This is a genomic window from Georgenia ruanii, assembly GCF_009193175.1.
Lineage (GTDB): Bacteria > Actinomycetota > Actinomycetes > Actinomycetales > Actinomycetaceae > Georgenia > Georgenia ruanii.
The window spans coordinates 1-25,681 of the sequence record NZ_VUKE01000004.1; the positions used below are offsets into that span (position 1 = coordinate 1).

The 25,681-nt window shown below is 71.4% G+C and carries 22 protein-coding genes and 1 pseudogene; 22 read left to right on the forward strand and 1 reads right to left on the reverse strand.

Going from position 1 to position 25,681, the window contains the following annotated elements; all coding sequences use genetic code 11:
- Window positions 1–115 precede the first annotated feature (115 nt).
- The 13 genes and pseudogenes from GD880_RS05710 to GD880_RS20630 all read left to right on the forward strand — a co-directional run bounded on the left by GD880_RS05710 (window position 116) and on the right by GD880_RS20630 (window position 10,941).
- Window positions 116–772, forward strand: coding sequence for an SDR family NAD(P)-dependent oxidoreductase (locus GD880_RS05710; protein WP_152230673.1), 657 nt, complete (start codon window positions 116–118; stop codon window positions 770–772).
- A 30-nt stretch (window positions 773–802) separates the two neighbouring features.
- Window positions 803–2,548: an FAD-dependent oxidoreductase gene (locus GD880_RS05715; RefSeq protein WP_152230674.1), complete on the forward strand. Its 1,746-nt coding sequence runs from the start codon at window positions 803–805 to the stop codon at window positions 2,546–2,548.
- 90 nt (window positions 2,549–2,638) lie between these two features.
- On the forward strand, window positions 2,639–3,490 hold the full coding sequence (locus GD880_RS05720) for a branched-chain amino acid ABC transporter permease (RefSeq protein ID WP_152230675.1): 852 nt from the start codon (window positions 2,639–2,641) through the stop codon (window positions 3,488–3,490).
- A gap of 29 nt (window positions 3,491–3,519) precedes the next feature.
- Window positions 3,520–4,572, forward strand: coding sequence for a branched-chain amino acid ABC transporter permease (locus tag GD880_RS05725; protein WP_193314382.1), 1,053 nt, complete (start codon window positions 3,520–3,522; stop codon window positions 4,570–4,572).
- Window positions 4,565–5,260: an ABC transporter ATP-binding protein gene (locus GD880_RS05730; protein WP_152230677.1), complete on the forward strand. Its 696-nt coding sequence runs from the start codon at window positions 4,565–4,567 to the stop codon at window positions 5,258–5,260. The genes GD880_RS05725 and GD880_RS05730 overlap by 8 nt, the downstream gene beginning before the upstream one ends.
- Window positions 5,260–5,958, forward strand: coding sequence for an ABC transporter ATP-binding protein (locus GD880_RS05735; protein WP_152230678.1), 699 nt, complete (start codon window positions 5,260–5,262; stop codon window positions 5,956–5,958). Before GD880_RS05730 ends, GD880_RS05735 begins: the two co-directional genes overlap by 1 nt.
- Window positions 5,959–6,031: 73 nt before the next feature.
- Window positions 6,032–7,279 carry an ABC transporter substrate-binding protein gene (locus GD880_RS05740; protein ID WP_152230679.1) on the forward strand — a complete coding sequence of 416 codons (1,248 nt, stop codon included), beginning with the start codon at window positions 6,032–6,034 and terminating at the stop codon, window positions 7,277–7,279.
- A 4-nt stretch (window positions 7,280–7,283) separates the two neighbouring features.
- A complete protein-coding gene (locus GD880_RS05745) occupies window positions 7,284–8,009 on the forward strand; it encodes an SDR family NAD(P)-dependent oxidoreductase (protein ID WP_152230680.1) in 726 nt (241 codons plus the stop codon).
- Window positions 8,010–8,366: 357 nt separating this feature from the next.
- Window positions 8,367–8,660 carry a YciI family protein gene (locus tag GD880_RS05750; RefSeq protein WP_152230681.1) on the forward strand — a complete coding sequence of 98 codons (294 nt, stop codon included), beginning with the start codon at window positions 8,367–8,369 and terminating at the stop codon, window positions 8,658–8,660.
- A 40-nt stretch (window positions 8,661–8,700) separates the two neighbouring features.
- Complete coding sequence (locus tag GD880_RS05755) at window positions 8,701–9,096, forward strand: universal stress protein (protein ID WP_152230682.1); 396 nt, start codon at window positions 8,701–8,703, stop codon at window positions 9,094–9,096.
- A 71-nt stretch (window positions 9,097–9,167) separates the two neighbouring features.
- Window positions 9,168–9,941: an IclR family transcriptional regulator domain-containing protein gene (locus GD880_RS05760; protein ID WP_264372272.1), complete on the forward strand. Its 774-nt coding sequence runs from the start codon at window positions 9,168–9,170 to the stop codon at window positions 9,939–9,941.
- A 68-nt stretch (window positions 9,942–10,009) separates the two neighbouring features.
- Window positions 10,010–10,294: pseudogene (locus tag GD880_RS20625) on the forward strand (alcohol dehydrogenase catalytic domain-containing protein); the annotation flags it as partial.
- 290 nt (window positions 10,295–10,584) lie between these two features.
- Complete coding sequence (locus GD880_RS20630; RefSeq protein ID WP_264372273.1) at window positions 10,585–10,941, forward strand: zinc-binding dehydrogenase; 357 nt, start codon at window positions 10,585–10,587, stop codon at window positions 10,939–10,941.
- Window positions 10,942–11,662: 721 nt separating this feature from the next.
- Here the strand turns inward: GD880_RS20630 and GD880_RS05775 are convergent.
- Entirely contained in the window at window positions 11,663–11,986 is a 324-nt protein-coding gene (locus GD880_RS05775) for an aromatic-ring hydroxylase C-terminal domain-containing protein (RefSeq protein WP_152230684.1), read from the reverse strand.
- Window positions 11,987–12,417: 431 nt separating this feature from the next.
- On the opposite strand from GD880_RS05775, the gene GD880_RS05780 reads away from it, so the two are divergent.
- The 9 genes from GD880_RS05780 to GD880_RS05820 all read left to right on the forward strand — a co-directional run bounded on the left by GD880_RS05780 (window position 12,418) and on the right by GD880_RS05820 (window position 25,662).
- Window positions 12,418–13,278 carry a M23 family metallopeptidase gene (locus GD880_RS05780; protein WP_152230685.1) on the forward strand — a complete coding sequence of 287 codons (861 nt, stop codon included), beginning with the start codon at window positions 12,418–12,420 and terminating at the stop codon, window positions 13,276–13,278.
- A 298-nt stretch (window positions 13,279–13,576) separates the two neighbouring features.
- A complete protein-coding gene (locus GD880_RS05785; protein WP_152230686.1) occupies window positions 13,577–14,218 on the forward strand; it encodes an ABC transporter permease in 642 nt (213 codons plus the stop codon).
- Window positions 14,211–15,374, forward strand: a complete 1,164-nt coding sequence (locus tag GD880_RS05790; protein ID WP_152230687.1) for an ABC transporter ATP-binding protein — start codon at window positions 14,211–14,213, stop codon at window positions 15,372–15,374. Before GD880_RS05785 ends, GD880_RS05790 begins: the two co-directional genes overlap by 8 nt.
- Window positions 15,371–16,192, forward strand: coding sequence for an ABC transporter permease (locus tag GD880_RS05795; protein WP_152230688.1), 822 nt, complete (start codon window positions 15,371–15,373; stop codon window positions 16,190–16,192). The genes GD880_RS05790 and GD880_RS05795 overlap by 4 nt, the downstream gene beginning before the upstream one ends.
- On the forward strand, window positions 16,192–17,178 hold the full coding sequence (locus tag GD880_RS05800; protein ID WP_152230689.1) for a glycine betaine ABC transporter substrate-binding protein: 987 nt from the start codon (window positions 16,192–16,194) through the stop codon (window positions 17,176–17,178). The genes GD880_RS05795 and GD880_RS05800 overlap by 1 nt, the downstream gene beginning before the upstream one ends.
- Window positions 17,179–17,277: 99 nt before the next feature.
- The gene (locus GD880_RS05805; protein ID WP_152230690.1) at window positions 17,278–18,906 is read left to right on the forward strand and encodes a TIGR02677 family protein; all 1,629 of its coding nucleotides are present in this window, start codon (window positions 17,278–17,280) and stop codon (window positions 18,904–18,906) included.
- A complete protein-coding gene (locus GD880_RS05810; RefSeq protein ID WP_152230691.1) occupies window positions 18,903–20,150 on the forward strand; it encodes a TIGR02678 family protein in 1,248 nt (415 codons plus the stop codon). The genes GD880_RS05805 and GD880_RS05810 overlap by 4 nt, the downstream gene beginning before the upstream one ends.
- Window positions 20,147–24,277, forward strand: coding sequence for a TIGR02680 family protein (locus tag GD880_RS05815; protein ID WP_152230692.1), 4,131 nt, complete (start codon window positions 20,147–20,149; stop codon window positions 24,275–24,277). Before GD880_RS05810 ends, GD880_RS05815 begins: the two co-directional genes overlap by 4 nt.
- Window positions 24,274–25,662, forward strand: coding sequence for a TIGR02679 family protein (locus GD880_RS05820; protein ID WP_152230693.1), 1,389 nt, complete (start codon window positions 24,274–24,276; stop codon window positions 25,660–25,662). Before GD880_RS05815 ends, GD880_RS05820 begins: the two co-directional genes overlap by 4 nt.
- Window positions 25,663–25,681: the final 19 nt, after the last annotated feature.

Consider the following 25,681-nt stretch of genomic DNA (forward strand, 5'->3'; position numbering starts at 1 on the left):
TTGACCTTGCGGATGTACGGCGACACATCGTGAGACTACCCGCGAACCTAGTGCCCCAAATCAAGCCCCAACACGCCGCTGACCAGCACAAACACTCTCAGGACCACCCGCACCTGTGGAAGTCAGGTTCGACCGCGCCGCCCCGGCGGAGCCCTGGGGCACCGAGGCCGTCAGCGACCACCTGCTCGACATCACCGACGCCGGCCAGGTCGCCGCGGCTGTCGCCTCGGCCGTGGCGACGCACGGCCGTCCGGACATCCTCGTCAACATCGCCGGGATCATCGGTCGGCCGGCGCCGTCACACGAGGCGACGGAGGAGGAGTTTGACGACATCTTCGGGGTCAACGTCAAGGGCGTGTGGCAGGTGACCAAACACGTGGTCCCGCACATGATCGAGGCCCGTCAAGGCAGCATCATCAACTTCTCGTCCATCTACGGCCTCACCGGTGGCAAGACCGTGCCGCTGTACCACGCCACCAAGGGCGCCGTGCGGTTGCTCAGCAAGGCTGACGCCGCCGCCTACGGCGAGTACGGCATTCGGGTCAACTCGCTCCACCCGGGCTCCATGAACACGACCATGAGCCGCTCGGCCGCCGAACGGAGCCCGCTGGGCCGGGACGAGTACTACCGCCGGCTCTTCGGCTCCAACCCCCTGCCCCGCCAGGGCGAGCCCGGCGAGATCGCGTACGGCGTCCTCTACCTGGCTTCCGACGAGTCGAGCTTCACCACCGGCGCAGAGCTCGTCATCGACGGCGGCTTCACCGCGATCTGAATACGCATCCGCGCAGAAGAAGGATCTGACATGTCACAGACCACACGCAAGACCGACGTCCTCGTCATCGGGTCGGGTGCCGCCGGCATCGCGACGGCCCTCAAGGCCGCGAAGGACGGCCACAGCGTGATCGTCGTCGAGAAGGAGAAGTACCTCGGAGGTACCTCCGCGATCTCCGGTGGCTGGGCCTGGGTGCCCGGCAACAAGCAGGGGGTAGCGCAGGGTGACACCAGGCGGGAGGTGGAGACGTACCTCAAGGCCATCGCGCCCGACACCTACAACGCCGAGAGCGTGAAGACCTTCCTCGACGAGGTTCCCGAGGCGATGAACTTCCTGGAGGACGAGGTCGGCATCGCCGTCCAGTACGCCGACAAGGCCCCGGACTACCAGATGGACCAGCCCGGCGCGAAGGAGTCCGGCCGGGCCGTGACGTTCCGGGCGGCCAACGCTCGCATGCTCGGTGAGGACCGCCTGCGGGTGCAGCCCTACCTCATGTCGTACACCGTCTTTGGCTACATGCCCGAGATCGGCAAGGACATCGGCACCTTCCTCAAGGCCAACCAGAAGCTCTCCGCGTTCGCGTACGCGACGGCGAAGGTGGGCCGGACCTGGGCCGAGACCGCACTGTTCAAGCGGTCCCTGACCCGTACGAACGGCAATGCGCTGATGACGCGCATGATCTCCGCCGCCCGCGACGCCGGGATCCAGATGTGGACGTCGACCCCCGCCCTCGAGATCCTCACGGATGCGGACGGCGCGGTCACTGGTGCCCGCGTCGGCGGCGACCACGCCGGTGTCATCGAGGCCCGTCTCGGCGTCGTGCTCGCCGCGGGCGGCTTCTCCGGCAACGCCGAGCTGCGCAAGAAGTACTTCCCGCACGACCCCAGCGGGGACAACCACCACACCCCCACCATCGGGCACACGGGAGACTCGTTCCGCCTTGCCGAGCCGTTCGGCGGGCACATCGACGCCTCCCCGCACCAGCCCGCCTCATGGGGTCCGGTGACGGTGTTCAAGGGACTGCGCGGCCAGCGGAGGCTCTTCCCGCACCTCCGGGCCTTCGGGCTCCCTGGGCTGATCGCCGTCAACCGCGAGGGAAGGCGCTTTGCCAACGAGTCCCTCTCGTACCACGACTACGGCGTCGAGATGATCAAGGACAACCAGGGCAAGGACAAGACGTTCGGCTGGATCGTCGCCGATCACACCGCGATGCACAAGTACGGCATCGGCTGGGCCAAGCCGTGGCCCTTCCCGCAGAAGCTGTTCACGTCGGCGGGCTACCTCCACAAGGCGGCCACGGTGCCCGAGCTCGCCCGGAAGATCGGCGTCCCGGCGGCCAACCTCCAGGCCACGCTCGCCGAGTTCAACACAGCCGCCGCCCGAGGCGAGGACCCGAAGTTTCACCGGGGCTCGAACAAGTTCCACCACTTCAAGGGCGACGTGGAGCACAAGCCCAACCCGAACCTCGCGCCGATCGAGAAGGGCCCGTTCTACGCCGTCAAGATCGAGATGGGGGACCTGGGCACCTACGCCGGTCTCGCCGTGAACTCCCGGTCCGAGGTCCTCGACGACCACGGCAACGGGGTGCGTGGCCTCTACGCCGTCGGAACTGCCGCGGTGAGCCCCTTCGGGGGCGGATACCCCGGCTACGGCGCGAACATCGGTCCGGCGCTCGTCTTCGGGTACAAGGTCGGCCGCGACATGGCCGCCCACGCCGCCGAGCGCTCGTCCGCTCGCGCGCCGGAGCTGGAGGTGGCCGATGCGCCGCGACGTTAGTTCGCTCCTCGGTGCAGGACTGGTCGGATCTGGGCGCCTGCCCTCGACGCACCGACCGGGCCGTGGCACGAAGGAGTGCGGGGGGTCCCGATGGTCGTGATCCTGCTCAACGGCCTCGCGTTCGGCGTGCTGCTCATGGTGCTTGCCTCCGGGCTGGCCATGATCTTCGGCCTCCGCGACGTCGTGAACTTCGCGCACGGCGCGATGTACATGCTCGGCGCCTTCGTCGGATTCACGATCTCCAGCGCGACGAACTACTGGGTGGCGATCCTGCTCACCCCGCTGATCTTCGCGGTTTTGGGGGTTCTGTTCGACAGGTACGGCATCCGCTACCTCGCGGACCGCGACCACCTCGACATGATCCTCATCACCTTCGGGCTGACCTTCGTGCTCACCGGCATCGTGCAGCTGGTGTGGGGGACCGCGCCGCGGTCGCTCACGCCGCCGGCCCCGTTCGCCGGGAGCGTCGACATCCTCGGCAGCAGCTATCCCAGCTATCGGGTGTTCGTCATCGTCGTGGGGCTCGTCATCTCGGGGGCGCTCATGCTCTGGCTGCGCAGGTCCCGCACCGGCCTGTACGTCCGTGCCTCGAGCACCGACCGGGGCGTCGCCGCCGTGGTGGGCATCGACGTCGACAAGGTCAGCGCCACCGTGGTGGGCGTGGGCACTGCCCTAGCCGGTGTGGCGGGCGTTCTCGCCGGCCCCTACCTGAGCCTGTCGCCCAACATGGGCGTGGAGATCCTCATCCTCACGTTCATCGTGGTCGTCACCGGCGGGCTGGGCAGCATCGGCGGCGCCATGGTGGCCGCCATCCTGCTGGGCATGCTCAACAGCTTCTCCTCGACCTACCTGCCCGGCTTTGCGGCCTTCGTGCCCTACGCCCTCATGTTCGCGGTCCTTCTGCTGCGTCCGCGTGGGATCGCGGGGGTGAGGGTCGTATGAGCGCGCTCAACCCACCCAAGGAGAAGGCCATGACTGAACCCGGCACCGCGACCCTGTCCCGGCGCCGCCAGGGTACGGCGCCGAGTGTCCAGGAGGCGCTAGGGACCATCCGCGGTTCACTGCCCCGCCGCGCCGTGATCTGGGCACTCATCGCGTTCGTCGGTGTGTGGGCTCCCTACGTCCTGCCCCTTTACCCCCTCCAGCTCGCCGTCCAGGGCGTCACCCTCGGGCTGCTCGGCCTGAGTGTGGGGTGGCTGCGCCGCCAGACCGGCATGCTGAGCTTCGGCCACGCGATGTTCTACGGGTTCACCGGGTACGCCGTCGGCGTCCTCGTCGTGCACGTCGGTCTGACGACGACGCCCGCCCTGCTCCTAGGCATCGCTGCGGGCACGGTCCTCGCCCTCGTAGTCGGGCTGCTCATCATGCGCGCGGGCGGTGTCGCATTCTCCATGCTCACCCTCGCCACCGGCATGCTGATCTGGGTCGCGGTCACCCAGAAGCGGTCCATCACCAACGGTTTCGACGGCCTCCCCGTGAACTTCACCGGAGCGCTTCTGGGTCGCGACCCCAACGATTTCACCAACCCGGTCGTCGCCTGGCCGCTCATCTGGGTTGTGCTGATGGTCGCGGTCGCCGCCTTCTGGCTCATCAGCCGGTCGGTCTTCGGCCGCCACCTGGCAGCCCTGCGGGAGAACGAGGAGCGAACGCGCTTCACGGGGCGCCGCACCTACCTGCCCAAGGTTCTCGCCTTCACGCTCACCGGTCTGCTCGGGAGCATCGCAGGGGCCGTGGCCGTGCTCAACATCGGATACATCTCCCCCGAGAGCCTTTTCTGGTCCATGTCGGGCCAGGCGCTCATCGTCGCCGTCATCGGTGGCGTGGGAAGCGTATGGGGCCCGCCCGCCGGGGCGATCGCCTACGTCTTCCTGCAAGCCTGGCTCTCCGACAGCCCGTACTACCAGCTCATCATCGGCCTGATCCTCATGGTGGTCGTCGTCGCAACCCCCGGTGGTGGCGCGGAGCTGGTCACGCGGGCGTTCCGAGCCCTCGCCCGTCGCACGAAGGGACGCTCCCATGCTTGAGCTGAAGGGGCTGACGTTCGCCTACGGCGCCGTCAAGGCCGTCAACCAGGTCGACCTGTTCGTGGAGAAGGGGTCCATCCACGGTCTGATCGGACCCAACGGTGCGGGAAAGAGCACCTGCATCGAGCTGATCTCGGGCAACCGCAAGCCGACCGCCGGCATGATCGTCTACGACGGTCAGGACATCACTGCCAAGTCCATCAGCTGGCGCCGGCACGCCGGCATCTCCCGGTCCTTCCAGCGCATCAGCGTGTTCGACGGCCTCACCGTGGCGGACCAGCTCGAGCTCGCGGCTCGAGCCGTCGGCGAGTCTGACCTGGACACGATCGTCGCCGAGCTCGACCTGGGCAACACGCTCACCGAGCATTGCGAGGCCGTCAGCTACGGCGAGCAGCGGCGCGTGGACATCGCGCTTGCCCTGCTCGGCGAGCCGCCGCTGGTCCTCCTGGACGAGCCCGCCGCCGGGCTCTCGCGCGATGAGAGCCTCCAGCTCGCCGACCACCTCGCCCACCTCGCCGAGGAGCGCGGCACCACCGTCCTCATCGTCGAGCACCACCTCGAGGTCGTGTTTCGGATCTGCAGCCGGCTCTCCGTGCTCGAGCAGGGCTCGGTCATCGCCGACGGCGTACCCGAGGAGGTGCGGCGGGAGCCGCGTGTCATGGAGGCATACCTGGGGAGGGCAGCCTGATGAATCCCGTGCTGACATTCGACGGCGTGCGCGCCTTCTACGGCCAGGCCCTGATAGTCGACGGCCTTAGCTTCGAGGTCGGCGAGGGGGAGTGCTTCTCGCTCCTCGGCCCGAACGGGGTGGGCAAGACCACCAGCCTCAACGCCATGTTCGGTATTGCCCAGACACGGGGCGGCTCGATCGCCATCGATGGACACGCGCTCGGTGGCAAGAAGGCCCACGAAGCTGCCCGCCTCGGGGCGGCCCTCGTGCCCCAGGGACGCTGGATCATCTCCTCGCTGACCGTGGAGCAGAACCTGCTTCTTGGTCAGGCCTCGGAGCGCAAGGGGCCCTGGACCCTGCCCAAGGTCTACGAGATGTTCCCCGACCTGCAGGACCGCAGCGCTTCACTGGGCACCGCCCTGAGCGGCGGGCAGCAGCAGATGCTCGCCATCGGACGGGCGCTCATGGCCAACCCGCGGATCCTCCTGCTCGACGAACCGTCCGAGGGCCTCGCTCCGGTGATCATCGACCGTCTCGGTGACTCGCTCGCCAAGCTGCGCGAGGAAGGGACGTCGATGCTGCTCATCGAGCAGCGACTAGACCTCGTCATGGATCTCGCTGACCGCTACGCCGTCATGGCAAAGGGCGAGGTCGTCTCGCAGGGTCGCGTCAGCGACACCACCAACGACGCCCTGCGCGAGCTCGTCTCCATCTGACCCCTCCCGGACACCCCGGGAGACGCAGCACCCACCCCTCCACACCACGTGACTCTCAACGAGGAGCAACCGCATGTCTCGCAAGTGCACCCGTCTCGGACTGTCGGCGGGCATCACCGCCCTGGCCCTCACACTCACCGCCTGCTCCGGCGCCGCCACCAGTGCAGGTGCGGGCGCCAGCAACGGCGACGGCACGGAGGCCGAGCCCATCCGGGTCGCGGTCGTCTCGCCCCACTCCGGACCTTACGCAGAGTTCGGCGAGCAGCAGCGTGCCGGCTACCAGTTCGCCGCGGACGAGGCCAACGCCAACGGCGGCATCGACGGTCGGCGGGTCGAGATCTTCGTGGCGGACGACCTCGGCACGAACGAGGGCGCCGTGGCCGCCGCCCAGCGTCTCGTCCAGCAGAAGGACGCCAAGTTCATCGTCGGCACCATCGCCACTCCGACCACCCTGGCCGTCATGCAGCGCCTGGCGTCCTGGGACGCACTGGCTTTCGGCACCCAGTCCCAAGGGGACGCCCTGACCGGGGAGTCGTGCTCCCCGCGGTTCTTCCGCACGAATGTGAACGACCACTTGCTCATCCAAGGAGTCGGTAAATGGCTCGCCGAGCGCGACGCCACCGACTGGGACTCCGTCGCCGCCGACTACGCCTTCGGCCACGGCTCCGCAGAAGGCCTCCAGCAGGTCGCCGACGCGAAGGGCTGGTCCGTGGACAAGAACCTCTTCGCCCCGCTGGGCACCACCGACTACGCCTCCTACCTCAACCAGCTCGACGGCGGCCAGGGCCTGCTCGTCTCCCTCTCCGGCGGGGACTCGGTCCACTTCCTCGGGCAGGCTCTGGACTTTGGCACGCTCGACAAGTACGACCTCATCGTCGGTAACGCGGCCATGACGACCTCATCGCTGAACGCTGTCTCCGACGAACGCCTCATCGGTAAGTACGGCACGGCGAACTGGGGCCCAACGGTCGACGCACCCGAGTCGCAGGCGTTCGTCGAGGCATTCAGCGAGGCCAACGGCGAGGCGCCGGCGGACTTCACCGGCGCCGCCTACATGGCGATGCAGACCATCTTCGCCGGCGTCCGGGCAGCCGGCAGCATCGATCCGTCCGAGGTCGCTACGGCCCTCGACGACCTGACCTTCGACTCCATCAAGGGCGAGGTCACCATGCGCGCCGAGGACCACCAGATCGAGGCACCCATGTACATGGGCAAGGTCGAGAAGGTTGGGGACCGCTACGACCTGGTCATCGAGGACACGATCCCGATGTCGGAGACCATGCCCGAGCCCGACCCTGCCTGCTCCATGCCGGAGCTCTGACCAGATGAGCGTTCTCGTAGTCACCGGCGGCGCCTCAGGCCTGGGCCGCGCCATCGCGGCCCAGGCCGCCGCCGAAGGCTGGACCGTCGTCCTGGTCGACCGCGACGCCGATGCGCTTGCCGTCGCCGCTGAAGAGCTCGGGGTGGCGAGCACCGCCGTCGACGTGACCGACCGGGAGGCGCTCGGCGCCGCCTTCGCGTCGATCGCCGAGCGGCTGGGTCGTATCGGCGGGCTGGTCAACAGCGCCGGCCTCACCCGCCCCGGACCGTCCGAAGGACTCGCCGTCGATGACTGGAAACTGGTCATCGACGTCGACCTCAGCGGCACCTTCTACAGCTGCCAGGCCGCGTTCGACCATCTGGCCGAGTCCGCTTCGATCGTCAACATCGCCTCGATCGGCTCGACCAGGGGGCTGCCGGAGCGGGTGGCCTACAGTGCAGCTAAAGCCGGTGTGGTGGGTCTGACCAGGGCGCTGGCGGCCGAGTGGGCGCCGCTTGGCATCCGTGTCAACGCGGTCGGTCCCTCCTGGGTGGACACCCCGCTGGTGCGTGACCTGATCGCGAGCGGAACGATCGATGAGCAGCAGATGCTCGACAAGGTTCCACTGGGCCGGCTGTGCACTCCTGAGGATGTGGCCAGCTCTGTGCTGTTCCTGCTCGGCAGCGACAAGGCCGGGTATGTGACGGGGCAGACGCTGTACGTCGACGGTGGATACGTATGGGCCGGATAGGCGGTCAGACACGCCCGTGGGGAAGGACGACATGACCGCGACGACGGACCAGATGGCAATGCACCCCGCCGGCATCGCGGTGCGCTCGCTGGACGACTCGTCGGCCTCCTGGTCCTGACCGAGGACGACACTCCCATCCAAGGACTATTCGCCGCAGGCAATGCTGGCCAGCGCGCGGGTTCCCTCCTCGGCTATGGACAGCACATCGAATGAGCCTTCACGTGCGCGCCCGGGCCGGCCCCGATGCGGTCGCCCCGGGCGCGCCCGGGTTGGGGGCGCGCCGCGCACAAGGCCAAGACCCGCCGCGACGCTCACAGCGCCTGACCAAGTCAGAATCACTGACCGAAAGGAACGACCATGCCAGTCTTCGCGCTCACCTACACCTACACCAACGACACCGCCGGCCGCGACGCCTACCGACCGAAGCACAAGGAGCTTCTCGGTGGCCTGGCCGAGAAGGGCATTCTCCGGGCTTCCGGACCGTTCGGGCCGGAGGAGACGCCCGGTGCGCTCCTCCTCGTCCGGGCCGACAGCAAGGAGGAGGCCCTCACCCTCACGCAGCAGGACCCCTTCCGCGTCAACGGGTTCGTCTCATCTGTCACTGCGCAGGAGTGGATCCCGATGACCGGACCGCTCGCTGACGAGTTCTAAGTTCTCGGCCACAGTCGGTCGTGCGCGGAGGAGAGTCGCCATGTCGATCGTCGTAGGTTGCGTATCCCGTCCCGAGGGCGGTGCGGCGCTGGGCTGTGCCGGTGCGAAGCTGCGGAACTCCCGGCCCGTCGCCGTGAACTCGCACCACAGCGGAAGGCGGCTTGACGGCGGTCGGGCGGTGCGATGCGAGGAAGAGCAGGCTCATGTCACGAGACGGCTGGACGAGACCAGTGTGCAGTACGCGGTCCGCACGATCGTGAAGGGACAGGATCTGAGCGAAGACCTCACCGACGTTGCGGCCGAGGAGGGGGCCGATCTCAGTGTCATCGGCCTCCGACGTCGTGGACCGGTCGGAAAGCCCATCTTCCGCTGCAACGCACAGGAGATCCTCCTCGACGCGGAGCGTCAGGTACTGGCCGTCAAAGAACCGCGGTAGAGATGCAACTCGCACGAGGGGGCCGGCTGCCGGTGGGGGAAGCGGTCTCAGCACGATCGCGCTCGGAGTACGTGCAGTCTCTCGACCGGGGACTGGCCGTGATCCGTGCCTTCGATGCGGACCATCAGCGGCTGACCCTCAGCGAGGTCGCGGACCGGACAGGGCTGACGCGGGCAGCGGCACGCCGCTTCCTGCACACCCTGCGAGGCCTCGGATATGTGTCCCTCGAGGGACGGCAGTTCTTCCTGCGCCCGCGACTCCTCGAGCTCGGATACTCCTACCTCTCCACACTGAGCATCCCGCAGCTCGCGGCGCCCCACATCGAACAGCTCGCGTGTGTCGCCGGCGAGTCCGTCTCGATCTCCGTGCTCGACGGCAGCGACGTGGTCTATGTGGCGCGGATCGCGAGCCGGCGGATCATGAGCGTCGATCTGTCCGTGGGGACACGCCTACCCGCCTACGTCACTTCGATGGGCCGGGTGCTCCTGGCGGCGCTTCCGTCCAGCGAGGTGGACCAGCATCTCGGAGATCTGGTGAGGAGGACGGAGCGAACGCTGACCGATCGTGCGCGCCTGCTCGCTGAGCTGCAAAAGGTTCGCGAGCAAGGCTGGGCGGTCGTCGACGAGGAGCTCGAGGACGGGCTTCGGTCCTTGGCGGTCCCAGTCCATGACTCACTCGATCAGGTCGTTGCGGCACTCAACATCTCGACGGTCGCACCCCGAGCCGCCGTCGAGACTTTCGTCGCCGAGCAGCTCGCACGTCTCCTCAAGACCGCGGCAGCCATCTCCGCGGCGGTGCAAGAGCAGACTCGCGTGACCGCGCGTCCGGCCGGATTTGGCCTTTAGCGAGCAGTGCACGCCGACAGCTCTCTCGATTCACAAAGGATTAGGAGGGATTCAACATGCTGGACGACATGCGCGCTGTCGGTGTGACGGAGTTCGGTGGGCCTGAGAGCCTGCGAATCGTGCGTCTGCCGAGGCCGGCTGCTGGTGTAGACGAGGTCCGCATCCGTGTTCGTGCCGCAACGGTCAACCCGACTGACACCCTGCTCCGGTCCGGCCAGGGGCGGCGGAGGCCGCAAGGCGGGGCGCCCTACATCCCAGGGATGGAGTTCGCAGGCGAGGTCGACCAGGTGGGGGAAGGCAGCAGCTGGCGGGTGGGCGACAAGGTCATGGCGATCACGCTGCCCACAGGTCCCCGTGGCGGCGCCTACGCCCAGCACGTGGTCGTCCGGTCCCGGTCCGTGGCGCCCGTCCCGAGCCGGCTCACCGCGGTCGAGGCGGCCACGATCCCGATGAACGGCCTCACCGCCCTGCTCGCGCTCGACAAGCTGGGCCTTGCGCCGGGGCAGGTAGTCGCTGTTACCGGCGCGGCCGGGGCGCTGGGTGGGTATGTGGTTCAGCTGGCCAAGGCGCGTGGACTCACCGTGCTGGCCGACGCCGCCGCGCGTGACGAGCAGTTGGTGCGGATCTGGGCGCAGACCATGTCGTGCAGCGCGGGGACGACGTCGCGTCTCGGTTCCGGGATCTCGTCCCACTGGGGGTGGACGGACTCGTCGACGCGGCGCTGCTTGATCACCGGAGCACCGAAGCGATCAGGGACGACGGCAGCATGGCAGTGGTGCGTGGTTGGGACGGGCAACCAGGCCGCGGCATCAAGGTGCATCAGATATGGGTGCAGGACTATGCGGAGAACTCCGAGGCGCTCAGGCAGTTGGTGCAGCACGTTGAGCGTGGCGAGCTGACCCCGCGCGTGGCCCGCACCTTTCCTGCCGAAGAGGCGGCTGCCGCCCACCGCCAGCTCGAGAGAGGCGGCACCCGCGGGCGGATCGTGCTCGAGTTCTGACCGGTGCTCCAGCCGACCTGACAAGGTCTATTCGTCCACCCGAAGTGGTACCGCGGGCCGCGCTCAGCAGGAGCGATGAGCGGAGAACGAGAACCGCGGATCTGGCAGTAGCCCAGCTGAGGCAGCGGCTGATCGAGCTCTTCCCGTCTCTGGCGACAGTTCGGCTCGAGCAGTCCTGGTCGGGCGTCTTGGGTGTGCCCCGCGACTGGTGCGCGTCGGTGAACTTCGACCGCGCAACCGGCGTCCTCTCCGCGGGAGGGTACGTCGGGCATGGGCTCAGCGGCACCAACCTCGCGGCCCGGACCCTCCGCGACCTCATCCTCGAGCGGGACACGGAGCTCACGCGGCTGCCGTGGGTGGGCCGGCACGCCCGGAACTGGGAGGTCGAGCCCATCCGGTGGTTGGGTGCCTCGGCGCTCTATGCGGCGTACAGATTCGCAGACCGTCGCGAGTACGCGACCGGTTCCCCGCGGACGCACTGGGTTGCCCGTGCAGCGAACGTCGTGAGCGGCCGCTAGCGGATGTCGGGCGAGTTCCAGGCGTATGCCGTGACGCCACGCCAGGCCCCGTCGGCACACGCCCAGACCGCGCCCGCGCACCAGGCAGGAGAGACGCCCCTGGTCGGGAGGGGCCCATGGGCCCGGGTCGTGCCTTCGTTGAGGACGACCTCCCTGTCGACGCGACGCACGGGGTCGACGGTGAGACCGCCGACCCCGTCACGTCAGGCCTGGGCGAGCGCCCCGACGTTCTCGGCGGCGTCGCGGCTCCGCGGGCGGGCGAGCACCGCACGAAGCGCGTCGTCGAGGGCGGCCGTGGCGTCGTCGACGACGGTGATTGAGCGCCACGCGACGTGCGCGTCGGGCCGGACGAGCACGACGCCGTCCTCGGAGATCTCGCTCAGCCGGGCCCAGTCCTCGTACAGGTCGGTGTGTCCATGGCCCGGGCCGACGACATAGGCGGCGATCTCGAGCCCGCGCTCGGCGCCGACGAGACCAAGTCTGGCAACGAGGCGACGGCCCCGTCGGTTGCGAGTGAAGGTCGCCACGCGCCGGCGCCACGACGGCACTGCCGCTCAGGGGCGATCCTGCGTGGACGGCACCGGGCGAAGAAGCCCATTGATCGCGCAGCAGGCCTCCACACCACTGGCCGAGAGAGCCTCCGACCAGGCGCGCGCCTTTCGTGGCTGAACCACCGGCCACTGTTTCGCATGGATGGGGACCGAGTTTGGCCGCAAGGCGACGGTCACCGAGGTGAGTGGGCGCACACCCTCCGGACCTAGTTTTCCAGGATGTCCCGTCGTTATCGTTCCGTGATCTGTAATCGACACGCGTCGCTAACGGCCGCGCGTGGCTTCGACGCCCACGACGGGCGATCCCCTTCCCCGGAGGTACTTCTATGCCGAGCCGTGCGCGCGATGAGCAGCAGGCACTCGGCGGGCGAGCGAGCACGCCCGCTGCCGGACCCAACGAGACCACTGTGACCGCCACCGACACCGCGTGGTGGCACCGGATACCCCGCGCCGCAAAGCTGGGCGCGCTTGGCGCGCTGATCATCGGCGGCTCGATCGCCACCGCTATCGACGGCCGCGAGGCCGCCTTCGCCGACACAGCGTCCGGCGTCGTCCACTCGAGCGACGACTCGATCGCCACCAGGTCCGAGGGCCCCGCGTCCCGCGCCACCGACCGTCAGGAGCTCGACGCCGCAGAGCGGGCGGCTGCGAAGCAAGCTGCGGCGGAGCAGGCAGCTGCGGAGCGGGCGGCTGCGGAGCGGGCGGCGGCGGAGCGGGCGGCTGCGGAGCGGGCGGCTGCGGAGCAGGCCGCGGCGGAGCAGGCCGCGGCGGAGCGGGCGGCGGCGGAGCGTGCGGCGGGCGAGCAGGCCGCGGCGGAGCGGGCCGCCGCCGAGCTGGCCGCGGTGGAGGCCGCGGCGAACAAGGTCGTCATGCCACTGGATGCAGGCACCTACAGCCACACGTCCAGCTACGGCGCCCGCGCCGGTGGCTTCCACCTGGGAACTGACATGGGCGCCCCCCGCGACACCCCGATCCGCGCCGCAGCCGCCGGAACGGTGGTTCACGCCGGGGCAGGCATCCAGGGACGCTCGAGCAACCTCATCAGCATCAAGCACAACATCAACGGCCAGACCTTCTACACCTGGTACGTCCACATGTACGACGACGGCGTGTACGTCACCCAGGGGCAGCAGGTCGCCGCCGGTGACGTCATCGGTGGTGTCGGCTCCAACGGCAACTCCACCGGCAATCACCTCCACTTCGAGGTGCACCCGGCCGACGGCCGCACCATCGAGCCGCTGGGCTGGCTGCGGCAGCACGGAGCATAGGTCGATCCGCTCCGTTACGTCGCCAGCGACGGCGTGCGCCCCCGGTCCTCCTCCGGGGGCGCACGCACGTTTGGGCTGCCGGCGTCGTCGGCGAGCTCGCACTCGTGCGCGGAAGTCACGCCGCCCCCGGGCCGTGATCCCCTCGCGCCGCGGCCAGCGACTCCCCGGCGAGCGCGCGCAGCGCGGAACCGCCACGATCCAGGCCCGGCTTTACCCGAGTTTGACCGTTAAGTGGTTATTGACGGGATGTTCCCCTAATGTGGACGGGCACTCGGACCAGCTGAGGGGGAAGCCGCCCGTGTGGGACTACGTGGTCGAGCGAGGCGACCAGATCGCCTTCCTGGCGTACCAGCACGCCAGCCTCGTCATCCAGAGCGTCGCCCTGGCAACCGCGATCGCGATGCTGGTCGCGGTCCTGGTGTACCGGAACGAGCGGCTCGCCTCGGCGGCGAACTCCGTCTCCGCCGTCGGCCTCACGATCCCGTCGTTCGCGCTGCTCGGCATGCTGGTCGCGCCGTTCGGCTTCGGGGTCGTCTCGGCCGTGATCGCGGTGACGTTCTACGCCGCGCTGCCGATCCTGCGCAACGCGGTCGTGGGCCTGGCGGGCGTCGACCCGCGGCATGCCGAGGCCGCGCGCGGCCTCGGCATGAGCCGGCTGGGCGCGCTGGTGCACGTGGAGCTTCCCCTGGCCTGGCCCGTCATCCTCGCCGGCATCCGGGTGTCCACGCAGATGGTCATGGGCATCGCCGCCATCGCCGCCTACGTGCTCGGCCCGGGGCTGGGCGGCTTCATCTTCTCCGGCCTGGCCCGCCTCGGCGGCGCGAACGCCGTGTACTCCGCGCTGACCGGGACCATCGCCGTCGTCGTCATCGCTCTCGTGGTCGACCTGCTCCTCGTGCTGGTCGGCCGCCTGACCATCCCGAGGGGGATCCGTGCTTGAGACCACCACCGCACCCACGGCGACGGCCACCACCGGCGCCTCCATCCAGCTGCAGGGCGTGACCAAGCGGTACCCCGGCCAGCCCCGACCCGCGGTGGACACCATCGACCTGGACATCCGGGCCGGGGAGATCCTCGTGCTCGTCGGCCCCTCCGGGTGCGGCAAGACGACCACGCTGAAGATGATCAACCGGCTCATCGAGCCGTCCTCGGGCCGGGTCGTGCTGGACGGCGAGGACGTCACCAGCATCGACGCCGACCGGCTGCGCCGCCGGATCGGCTACGTCATCCAGGCCGGCGGGCTGTTCCCGCACATGACCGTCGGCGACAACGTCGCCCTGGTGCCGGGCCTGCTCAAGTGGGACAAGGACCGCACCCGGGCCCGCGTCGACGAGCTGCTGGACCTGGTGGGCCTGGATCCCGACGCCTACCGCGACCGCTACCCGCGCGAGCTCTCCGGCGGTCAGCAGCAGCGCGTCGGCGTGGCCCGCGCTCTCGCCGCGGACCCGCCGGTCCTGCTCATGGACGAGCCCTTCGGCGCGGTGGACCCCATCACCCGGCAACGGCTCCAGGACGAGCTGCTGAGCATCCAGGAGGAGCTCGGCAAGACGATCGTGATCGTCACGCACGACTTCGACGAGGCGGTCAAGCTCGGCGACCGCATCGCGATCCTCGACGTCGGCGCCCGGGTGGTCCAGCTCGACACTCCCGCCGAGATCCTGGCCAACCCCGCCGAGGAGTTCGTCGCCGACTTCATCGGTGCCGGCGCCTCCCTCAAGACCCTGTCCCTGACCCGGCTGGGCGACGTCGAGCTCCGCCCCGGCGTGACCGCCACGGTCGGCACGTCCGCCGACGAGGCCGTGGCCCGCGCCCGCGCTGCCGGGTACCGCTCCGTCGTCGTCGTCGACGAGCGGAACCGCCCGCTGCGCTGGCACCCGCTCGCCCAGCTGGAGGGCACGGGCGCCATCACCGGCGAGCTGGACGAAGACCTCCCCGCGCTCGGCCGGCACGCCAGCCTCAGCGAGGCGCTCGACGCGATGCTCACCGCCTCCCAGAACGGCGTGATCGTCACCGGCCGCCGGGACACCTACCTCGGCCTGGTCACCGTCAAGACCGTCATGTCGTTCATGACCCCGGACGAGGAGACGCAGCCGTGACCGCCTCCGTCGCGCGCGTCGCGGGCGAGGCGACGGCGGCCGCGGCGTCGGGGCAGGCCGGCGAGGCGCAGGCCGAGCTCGACGCGGCCGAGAGCGCCCGACCCTGGCGCACCCTCCTGCGCCAGCCGGTGCTGATCGCCGTCGCCCTGGCCGCCTACGTCGTCTGGCTCTCGACGGCGGAGCTCACCGCGATCGAGCGCCGCCCGCTGTCGTGGGACGCCCTGGGCCCGGCCATCACCGAGCACCTGCGCCTGACCTTCGTCTCCGCCGGCCTCGTGGTCCTCATCGCGGTCCCGCTGGGAATCCTGCTCACCCGCGGGCCGTTCCGCCGGCTGGCCGGGCCGGTCATCGCCCTGGCGAACGTCGGTCAGGCGGCCCCGTCCATCGGCCTCGTGGTCCTGCTGGCCATGTGGCTCGGCTTCGGCCCGGGGACCGCCGTCGTCGCCCTGGTGGCCTACGCCGTGCTGCCGGTGCTGCGCAACACGATGGTCGGCCTCGGCGGCGTGGACGGCCGGCTCGTCGAGGCCGGCCGCGGCATGGGCATGACCGCGCTGGCGGTGCTCCTGCGCGTGGAGCTGCCGCTCGCCGTCCCGGTGATCCTCGCCGGGGTGCGCACCGCCCTGGTGCTGCTCGTCGGCACCGCCACGCTCGCCGTGTTCATCAACGGCGGCGGCCTGGGGATCCTCATCACCACCGGGATCAACCTGTACCTGCCCAACCTGCTCGTCTCCGGCGCGCTGCTGGTGGCGCTGCTGGCCCTGCTCATCGACTGGCTGGGGCGCGTGGTGGAGCACGTGGCCCGCCCCCGAGGACTGTGATGTCTCGACGCACCCGCCTGCTGGCCGCCGCCGCGGCGGCCTCCGCCGCCCTGCTCGCCGCCTGCGGGCTGCAGCCCGCCACCGGTTACGTCCCGGCCGTGGAGCCCGGCAGCATCGCACCGGTCGACGGCGCCGAGGACCTCGCGGTGACCGTGGGGTCCAAGAACTTCAGCGAACAGCTCATCCTGGGCAAGATCGCCGTGATCGCCCTGCGCGCCGCCGGTTTCCAGGTCACCGACTCCACCAACATCCCCGGCTCGGTCGCCTCTCGCGAGGGCCACCTCGCGGGCGACATCGACATGGGGTGGGAGTACACCGGTACCGCCTGGGTCGCCTACATGGGCCAGACCGGCATTCCCGACCGGGAGCAGCAGTGGCGCGCCGTGCGCGACGCGGATCTCGGCAACGGGCTCACCTGGCTGCCGCCCGCCCCGATGAACAACACCTACGGCTTCGCCATGGGTCCCGATGCCGCCGCCAAGCTCGGCGTCGGCGCGCTGTCGCAGGTCAAGGACCTGCCGGCGGAGGAGCGCACGTTCTGCGTGGAGAGCGAGTTCCGCAGCCGCGACGACGGCCTCGAGCCCATGCTCGAGCACTACGGCATCCCGCTCGGCGACCCCGCCGGGGTGCCCGCCGAGAACATCAAGGTGATGGACACCGGCGCCATCTACGCGGCCACCGCGGCGGGGGAGTGCAACTTCGGGGAGATCTTCACGACGGACGGGCGCATCCTCGCCCTCGACCTCACGGTCCTCGAGGACGACGCGAGGTACTTCCCCTCCTACAACGTCGCCCCCGTGGTGCGGACGGACGCGCTCGACGAGGCGCCCGGGATCGCGGCGGTCTTCGAGCAGATCACCCCGCTGCTGACCGACGAGCTGCTCATCGACCTCAACGCCCGGGTCGACGTCGAGGGCGAGGAGCCGGCCGACGTGGCGCTGGACTGGATGGTCTCCGAGGGGCTGGTCACCGCGCCCGCTTCCTGACCGCGCCAGCCCGGCCGGCGCACCGCCCGGCGAGGATCACCGTGAGGCAGGACGGCGGCGGCGAGGGAGTGTCGGTGGCCCATGGCAGGATCGACTGACATGACGGACCCCCTTGTCGAGACCACGTCGGCGGGAACCGACGGCGCCGCGGGCGGCTACGGGCCGTTCGTCTACCTCGGCGCGCCCAACGCTCCGCTGTACCGGCGCGTCATGCGGGCGCTGATGGCGGCGAAGGAACGCTTCACGGTCCACGTGCGTCCGGAGGAGGTGTGCGCGGCGCTGCGCGCGGACGGCGGTGACCCCGTCGACGACGATGCGGTCGCCGAGGCGCTCGAGCGGCTGGCCCAGCCCGCGTGGGGGAACCTGCTCGCCTTTCCCGACTCGAGCCGGGTCACGGCGCTGGAGGACTTCTACCGGCGGCGCATCCTCTACCAGATGTCCCGCCAGGGCGAGGCCGCGGAGCGGGCGCTGGCGCAGTACGACGCCGTGCTCGGCACCCGCGGCGCCCTGCAGTCGGTGGCCCTGGAGGACATCGTCGCGCTGCTCACCAGCCTCCGCGACACCGTCGCCGCCCACGCGGCGGGCGAGGCGGTGGACGCGGCCCGGACGCACCAGACGCTGCGGAGCCTGCGCGACCGGTTCGTCGAGCTCGCCGAGAACGCCGTGGCGTTCATGGGGTCCATGCAGCGCACCATCGACCTTCACGACGCCGACGTCGAGGTCTTCCTGGCGTACAAGGAACAGCTCATCGAGTACCTGGAGCGGTTCATCAACGACCTGCTCACCCGGGGGGCCGCCATCGCGGACCTCCTCGCCGCCATCCCGGACGACGGCGTGGGGTTCCTCGCCGCCGTCGCCGCGGAGCGCGAGTCCGCCGACGCCGCCCCCGGCGAGGCCGACTCGGCGCGGGCGAGGGTGCGCGAGACCTGGCTGCGGCAGTGGTCGGGCCTGACGGACTGGTTCGTCAGCACCCCCGCCCGGGAGAGCGAGGCCAAGCTGCTGCGAGCGCGCGCCCGGGCCGCGATCCCGGCCCTGCTGGCCGTGGTGCGAGCCCTGCACGAGAGGGCCGGCGGCCGGACCGACCGGACCCAGGACTTCCTCACGCTGGCCAGGTGGTTCGCCGCGTTGCCCACCGACGCCGACCGCCACCGGTTGTGGCGTTCAGCCTTCGCCCTCGCTCCGGTACGGCACCTGAGCGTCACCGCCGCAACCGAGGAGGCGTGGGCCGCGGCCGAGCTGGGCACCACGACGCCGTGGGCGCTCGCGCCGCCCCTGGAGATCAGCCCTCAGCTGCGCCGGAGCGGCTCGTACGAGCGCCGCGGGAAGGCGGTCCGTGTCGCGGACCGGACCGCGGCCAAGCGCGTGCTGGCCGAGCGCGCCCGCCACGAGGCGGAGCAGACGGCCGAGGCGCGCCGGCGGATCCTCACCGACGGCCCACGGCCGCTCTCCGCCTTCGGTGAGCTGGACCCGGCGGCCTTCCGCCTCTTCCTCGGCCTGCTCGGCGACGCCCTGGCCGCCATGGGACCGCGGGCCACCACCGCCCAGGTGCACACCTCGGACGGCGAACTCACCGTCACCCTCACCCGCCTCCCGGGCGCGGGCGCCATGGTGATCACCACGCCCGACGGCGAGCTGTCGGGCCCGGACCACCTCGTCGACATCGCGTCCACCGTCGACCGGGTCGCGCCGAGCGCCGCGGCGGGCGAGCGGGTGGAGGTCTACGCATGAGCGGGATCGACCTGGGGCCGAGCATCTCCGGCGCGCTGGAGGCCCGGGAGGCCGAGGGCCGCGCCCGGGCGCTGCGGGCGCTGCTCGTCCGCCCCGTCCTCCGGGCCCAGACCGACGGAGAGCTGTTCCGGCTGGCGCGGCGGCACGCCGACGCGCTGCGGGCCTGGTTCGACCGGGAGACGGGCTGGCGCCTCGCCGTCGAGTCGCGAACCGTGCGCCTCCTGACCTCCTACGTCCCCCACGGCGCGACGGCGATCGCCGTCGGCGAACGCCACCCGGCCCGCGCCCGCAAGGGGGACCCGCCGTTCACCCGGCGCCGTTACGTCCTGCTCTGCCTGGCGCTGGCCGTGCTCGAGCGTTCCGACCCGCAGATCTCCCTCGGCCGCCTCGCGGAGGACGTCGTGCTGGCCGCGCGCCAGCCGGGCCTGGACGGCGTGGCGTTCACCCTGGCCGGCCGGGAGGAGCGCGCCGACCTGGTCGCCGCGATCCGGCTGCTGCTGGCCTACGGCGTGCTGGTCCGGGTGGCAGGCGACGAGGAGTCCTACGTCTCGGCCGGCGGCGACGCCCTGTACGACGTCGACCGTCGGGTGCTGGCCACGATGCTGTCGACCACCCACGGGCCCGGGCTCGTCGGAACCCGGCTGCCGTCCGACCCGACGATCGACCAGATCGAGGCCGCCCTGCACGAGCCGCCGCCGGCCTACACCGAGGAGGAGGCCACCAGGAGGCTGCGGCACGCCGTCACCCGCCGGCTGCTCTGCGACCCGGTCGTCTACTACGACGAGCTGCCCGACGACGAGCGCGCCTACCTCGTCGGTCAGCGCGTCCAGCTCACCAACCGCCTCGCTGAGGCCACCGGTCTTGTCCCCGAGATGCGCGCGGAGGGGATCGCGCTGGTGGACGCGGACGACCAGCTCACCGACGTGCGCATGCCCGAGCAGGGCACCGACGGGCACGTGACCCTGCTGCTTGCCGAGCAGCTCGCCACAGGCTGCCACACCGACATCGCGTCGCTGCGGCGCCGGGTGCGGCGGCTCGCCAAGGAGCACGCCGCCTATTGGCGCAAGACCACCCAGGAACCGGGGGCGGAGAACGCCCTCGTCGCCGACGCGCTCGACCGCCTGGTCGGGCTCGGTCTGGTCCGGGTCACCGGTGCGGGGCCCGAGGCCGTCGTCCACCCGCTGCCGGCCCTGCGGCGATTCGGCGTGGCCGCGCCGACCATCACGACCAGGAGAGCACGATGACCAGCCCCGACGACATCGGCGAGGCCGCCGTGGCGCACGAGGCGCGGCCCGACGGCGCGCTGCCGCGTCCCACCAACGAGCGCTGGCAGCCGCTGCGGCTCGGCCTCGTCGACCTGTTCTACTACGACGACGAGCAGTTCTGGTTCCACGACGGACGCCTGCTCCTGCGCGGCAACAACGGCACCGGGAAGTCGAAGGTCCTCGCGCTGACCCTGCCCTTCCTGCTGGATGGCTCGATCGCGCCGCGGCGCGTGGAGCCGGACGCCGACCCCAAGAAGCGTATGGAGTGGAACCTGCTCCTGGGCGGCGCCCACCCGAGCTCGGAGCGCACCGGCTACTCGTGGGTCGAATTCGGGCGCGTGGACGCCGAAGGCACCGAGCACTTCACCACCCTGGGCATCGGCCTCAAGGCCGCCGCGGGCCGCGGCATCGTGAAGACCTGGTACTTCACGTCAACGCGACGTATCGGCGACCTGCGCCTCCTCGACGTCCACCGCACGGTGCTCAGCCAGGAACGTCTCCGTGAGGAGCTCACGTCCACCGGGTCCGGCCACGTCTACGGCACTCAGGAGGCCTACCGGCGGGCGGTGGACGAGGCGTTGTTCCGGCTGGGTGAGGAACGGTACGCCGCCCTCGTCGACCTGCTCATCCAGCTCCGCCAGCCCCAGCTGTCCAAGAGGCCCGACGAGAAGGCGCTCTCGGCGGCCCTGACCGAGGCCCTCGCCCCGCTGGACCAGGCCGTGATCGCCGACGTCGCCGAGTCCTTCCGCTCCTTGGAGGACGAGCGCGCGGGGATCGCCGAGGCGAAGGACACGCTCCGGGCGGCGCAGGACTTCCTGCGGCACTATCGCGCTTATGCCCAGGTCGCCTCCCGCCGGCACACGACGGCGGTGCGGCTGGCCAACTCCGCCTACGAGCACGCCGGCCGGGAGCTGCGCGACGCCGAGGAGCAGCTCAGTGACGCCGCCGCCGACGTCGAGCTGCTCGCCGGGCGACAGACGGACGCCGCAGAGCGGCAGAGCCGGCTGCAGGGCCAGGAGCAGGCACTGCGCACGAGCCCGGAGATGCGCGACGCCGAGCGTCTCGACCAGGCCGAGCGCGAAGCCACCGAGAAGGAGCGGCAGCTCGCCGCCGCCGGGAGCGAGGCGGAGCAGGCGGCCGCAACGGTGCAGAAGGAGCGTGCGGAGGCCGACGCCGCGGCGCGTCGCCACGAGGAGCTGGCGGCCGAGGCCCAGCGCCACGAGGCGGCTGCCATCCGGCTCGCCGCGGCCGCCGGGCTGCAGGTGGAGCACCCCACTATCGCGCACGACGCCGACGCCGCCGGCCGGGCGCTGAGCCGCCGGCGCGAGCAGGTCGGCCATGTGCGCCGGCTGATCGATGCGGCCCAACGGGCCCGGTCGGAGGCCGACCGTGAGCAGCAGGTCCTCGATGGGGCGGAGAGCGAGGCGGCCGGCCGCGTCGAGGAGCTCGGCGCTGCACGCGTGGCGGTCGACGACGCCGTGTCGGCCTACGGCGCCGCGGTCCGGGAGCACGTGGGCGGCCTGGAAGCCCTCGTCCTCGACGCCGAGGTGGATGAGCTTGCCGACATGGCCGAGGAGTGGGCGCGCAGCATGTCGGGCGAACCGCCCGTGTCGGCCGCGCTCGACGTCGCCGTCGCGACGGCGCTCGACCGCATCGGCCGCGAGCGCGCCGAGGCCGAGCACACGGCGCAGCGGCTGGACCAGGAGCTTGCCGGCGTCCGGGTCGAGATCGCCGCCCTGGAGGACGGGCACGACCCGGAGCCCCCGCCGGCCCCCGGGCGGGACCCTCGCGGCCGGGAGGGCCGGGCCGGCGCTCCGCTGTGGTGGCTGACCGACTTCGCCGACGCCCTGCCGCACGCCGAGCAGGCCGGGGTCGAGGCCGCCCTGCAGTCCGCCGGGCTGCTGGACGCGTGGGTGTTTCCCGACGGCACGGTGGCCGCCGAGGGCGACGTCGTCCTCGGCCCCACCGGACCGCAGCCGGCGGTCTCGCTGGCCGAGGTTCTGGTACCGGCCGCCGGGCCCGACGCCCCGGTCACGGCGGACGCGGTCAGAGCCGTCCTCGGCCGGATCGGGTGGGGAGAGGACCCGGGTGCCACCTGGTGGGTGGACGGCCACGGCCGCTGGGGCGCTGGGCCGGCGCGGGGCTCCTGGACCAAGGAGCGGGCCGAGTTCCTCGGCGCCGGCGCCCGCGAGGCGCACCGGCGCGAGCTGCTCGTCGCGCTCCACGCCCGGCTCGAGGACCTGGACCGTGAGCTCACCACGGCGCGTGATCGGGTGGCGGAGGCCGACCGTCACGCGGAGCAGGTGCGGCTCGAGCGCGCCGGTTACCCGGTCCGGCTCGAGCGCGAGCTCGGCTCGGCGCACGCGCGCGCCGCCACGGCCCAGCGGGAGCTCGAGCGCGCCCAGGACAAGGTCGCAGCGGCGCAGGAGGCCTGGGAGCGTGCCGCCGAGGCGGCCACCCGGGCGACCGAGGATCTCATCGACCAGGCCAGGCAGCTCGGCGTCGGTGCCACCGCCGCCGAGACCGAGGAGGCCCTGAGCGCCGTGACCTCCTACGAGGTGGGGCTCGTCGAGGCCCGGCGAGCGGCCCGCGCCGCCGCAGACGCGGCGAGCGCCCGCGAGCAGGCGGCCGATCGCGCCGGCAAAGCGGCCGAGCTCCTGGCGCGGCGCGAGACAGAGCACCGTGACCTGCGGTCCCGCGCCGCCGCCCTGCGCGCACGGTACGAGGCGCTGCACGCCACCGTCGGGGTGTCGGTCGCCGAGCTGCAGGACCGGCTCGGCGCGACCACCGCCGCGCTGGAGGAGGTGAGGCGCGAGCTCCAAGGGATCGCGAAGGACCAGCTCGCCGCCGCGGCGCGCCGCGGCAACCTGGAGGCGCACGTCGGTGGCCTCACGGAGCGTCGCGAGGAGGCCGGGTCGAGGCGCCAGGGCACCATCGACGCGCTGCGTGCGTTCGCCGAGACCGGACTGCCGCGAGTCGCCCTGCCCGACCTGCCCCTCCCGGCGGCGGAGGAGCCCGAGGGATGGAGTCTCACCGCCGCCCTCGGTCTGTCCCGCACGGCGGAGCAGCGGCTCCACGACATCGACGAGTCCGACGGCGCATGGCGCCGCGCCCAGCAGCGGGTCTCCGGCGCGGCGACCGAGCTGACGGCGCAGATGAGCCGGCACGGGCACACGGCCTTCGTCGAGCAGCGGAGCGAGGTGCTGGTGGTGCGGGTGCGCTATCTCCACGAGGAGGTCGACGTCGATCGGCTCGCGGAGCGGCTGGCCGAGGACGTCGCAGATCGCGAGCGCCTGCTCAGCGCGCGCGAGCGCGAGATCCTCGAGAACCACCTCGTCAACGAGGTGGCCGGTCACCTGCACGAGCTGCTGCTCACCGCCGAGGAACAGATCGACCGGATGAACCGCGAGCTGGCCGACCGCAAGACCTCGACCGGGATGCAGCTGCGGATGAGGTGGCGCGAGCGTGGCGACGGTCCCGCCGGGCTGGCGGCGGCCCGGGACCTCATGGTCCGCTCCGACGCCACCTGGACTGCTGAGGACCGCGCCGCGATCGGGGACTTCCTGCAGGCGCGGATCGCCGAGGTTCGCCAGGCCGACCCGACCGGCGGCTGGCAGGAGCACCTGGAGCAGGCGCTCGACTATCGGCAGTGGCACACCTTCGTCGTCGAACGGTGGCAGCACGGGACGTGGCGCTCGGCGTCCGGCCCGGCCTCGGGCGGCGAGCGGGTGCTGTCCGTCTCCGTGCCGCTGTTCGCCGCCGCCTCGGCGCACTACAACTCGGCCGGTGCCCACGCCCCGCGGCTCATCCTGCTCGACGAGGCCTTCGCCGGGGTGGACGACGACTCTCGGGCCAAGTCGATGGGCCTGCTGGCGACCTTCGACCTCGACGTGGTGCTGACCAGCGAGCGCGAGTGGGGCTGCTACCCCCAGGTTCCTGGGCTCGCGATCGCGCAGCTCTCCCGCGTGGAGGGGGTGGACGCCGTGGGCGTCACCCGCTGGCAGTGGGACGGCCGACGACGCCACCGCGACGCGGAGATCGACCCGGCGGCACGAGCCGGTGGGGAGGCCGCGAGCGCGCCTGACGAGATGACCTTGTTCGGATGACGGAGATGACGTCGGGAACTCCGGGAAGGGCAGGCGGTGGTCAGGCCGCGCTGGACCGGCTGCTGGGCGTACCCGAGATGGCGTGGCTCGTCGCCCGGGTCCGGGCGCGGATCCTCACCGCCGGGGACGAGCCTCTTCGTGGCGTCGTCCAGCTGAATGACCCCACCGACGGGCAGCGGGCCGCGGTCGTGCGGCTCGTGGGACGGCCGAAGCGCGCCGGGTCCGCGCTGCGGCTCGACCTCGCCGTCGTCGAGGAGGTCCTGCGTCGCGGTCCATGGCCCGCCGGTCTCGCCGACGCCGTCGAGACGCTGAGTGGCCCCGTGGTGGATCGCGCGGCCGAGCGGGCGCGGGAGGCTGCCGCGTGGGACGCGGCCCGCGACGGCCTGGCACCCGTGCTGGACCGGTTCCCCGGGCTCGCCGAGTGGTGGGAGAGCTGGTGCGCGACCGGTGGGCTCAAGCGTGCCGCGGGTGCCGAGCATGCCCGGAGCGCTGCCGCGTCGATACCCGAGGTTGCTGCGGACCTGGTCAGGAGGGTGGTCGCGGTGGTCGAGGTCTTGCCGGCCACCGCGCAGCCGTTGGCCATCCTGGCGCGGAAGGTGGTGGGAGATGCTCACGGCCTGGATGCGTCCCGGCCGCTCGGCCGGCTCGCCGCGGCTGTGGTCAGGGCCGCGTTCTTGCCCGGTGCGGCAGACGGGGAGTGGTCGACCCGGGATGTGTGGGCCGCCGCCGGTGTTGTCATGTCGAATGTGGCCTCCACGGCTCTGTGCTTGGGGGTTCCCGGCGTAGATCCGGTTGACACGGACGGTGGCGATGAGAAGTCGCGGACGGCTACGGCGGCTGCGCTGGAGGCGATGCTGGCGGCGCGCATGCCCGTGGTGCTGACCCTTGACCAGGTGCGGTCCGGCGGGGTGCGGACGCTGCCACGCGGCATCGTCATCCACGTGTGTGAGAACCCGACGGTCGTCGAGGTCGTGGCCGAGCGGTGGGCGCGGGCGGCCGACCTCTCCGGCGGCGTCGGACCGGTGCTGGTGTGCACGTCGGGCCAGCCGAGCACAGCGGTGATCGAGCTGCTGCGGACGCTCGCCGCCGACGGCGCAGAGGTCCGGTATCACGGCGACTTCGACTGGGCCGGGCTTCGGATCGCCTGGTCGCTGAGGACGCACGTGGCATGGGTGCCATGGCGCTACACGACCGCCGACTACCGCGAGGCCGTGCAGAACGGGAGGCCGGCGCTCCGTCTGAAAGGGAGTCCAGCGCAGTGCCCGTGGGATCCGGAGCTGACGGCCGCGATGACTGAGTGCGGGCTCGCCGTCGAGGAGGAGGCGGTGGCGAACCTGCTCGCGGCGGACGTGCTGGCCCGGTCTTCGGCCCCGTGGCCGAGCTGACGATTCACGCGCCCTCATC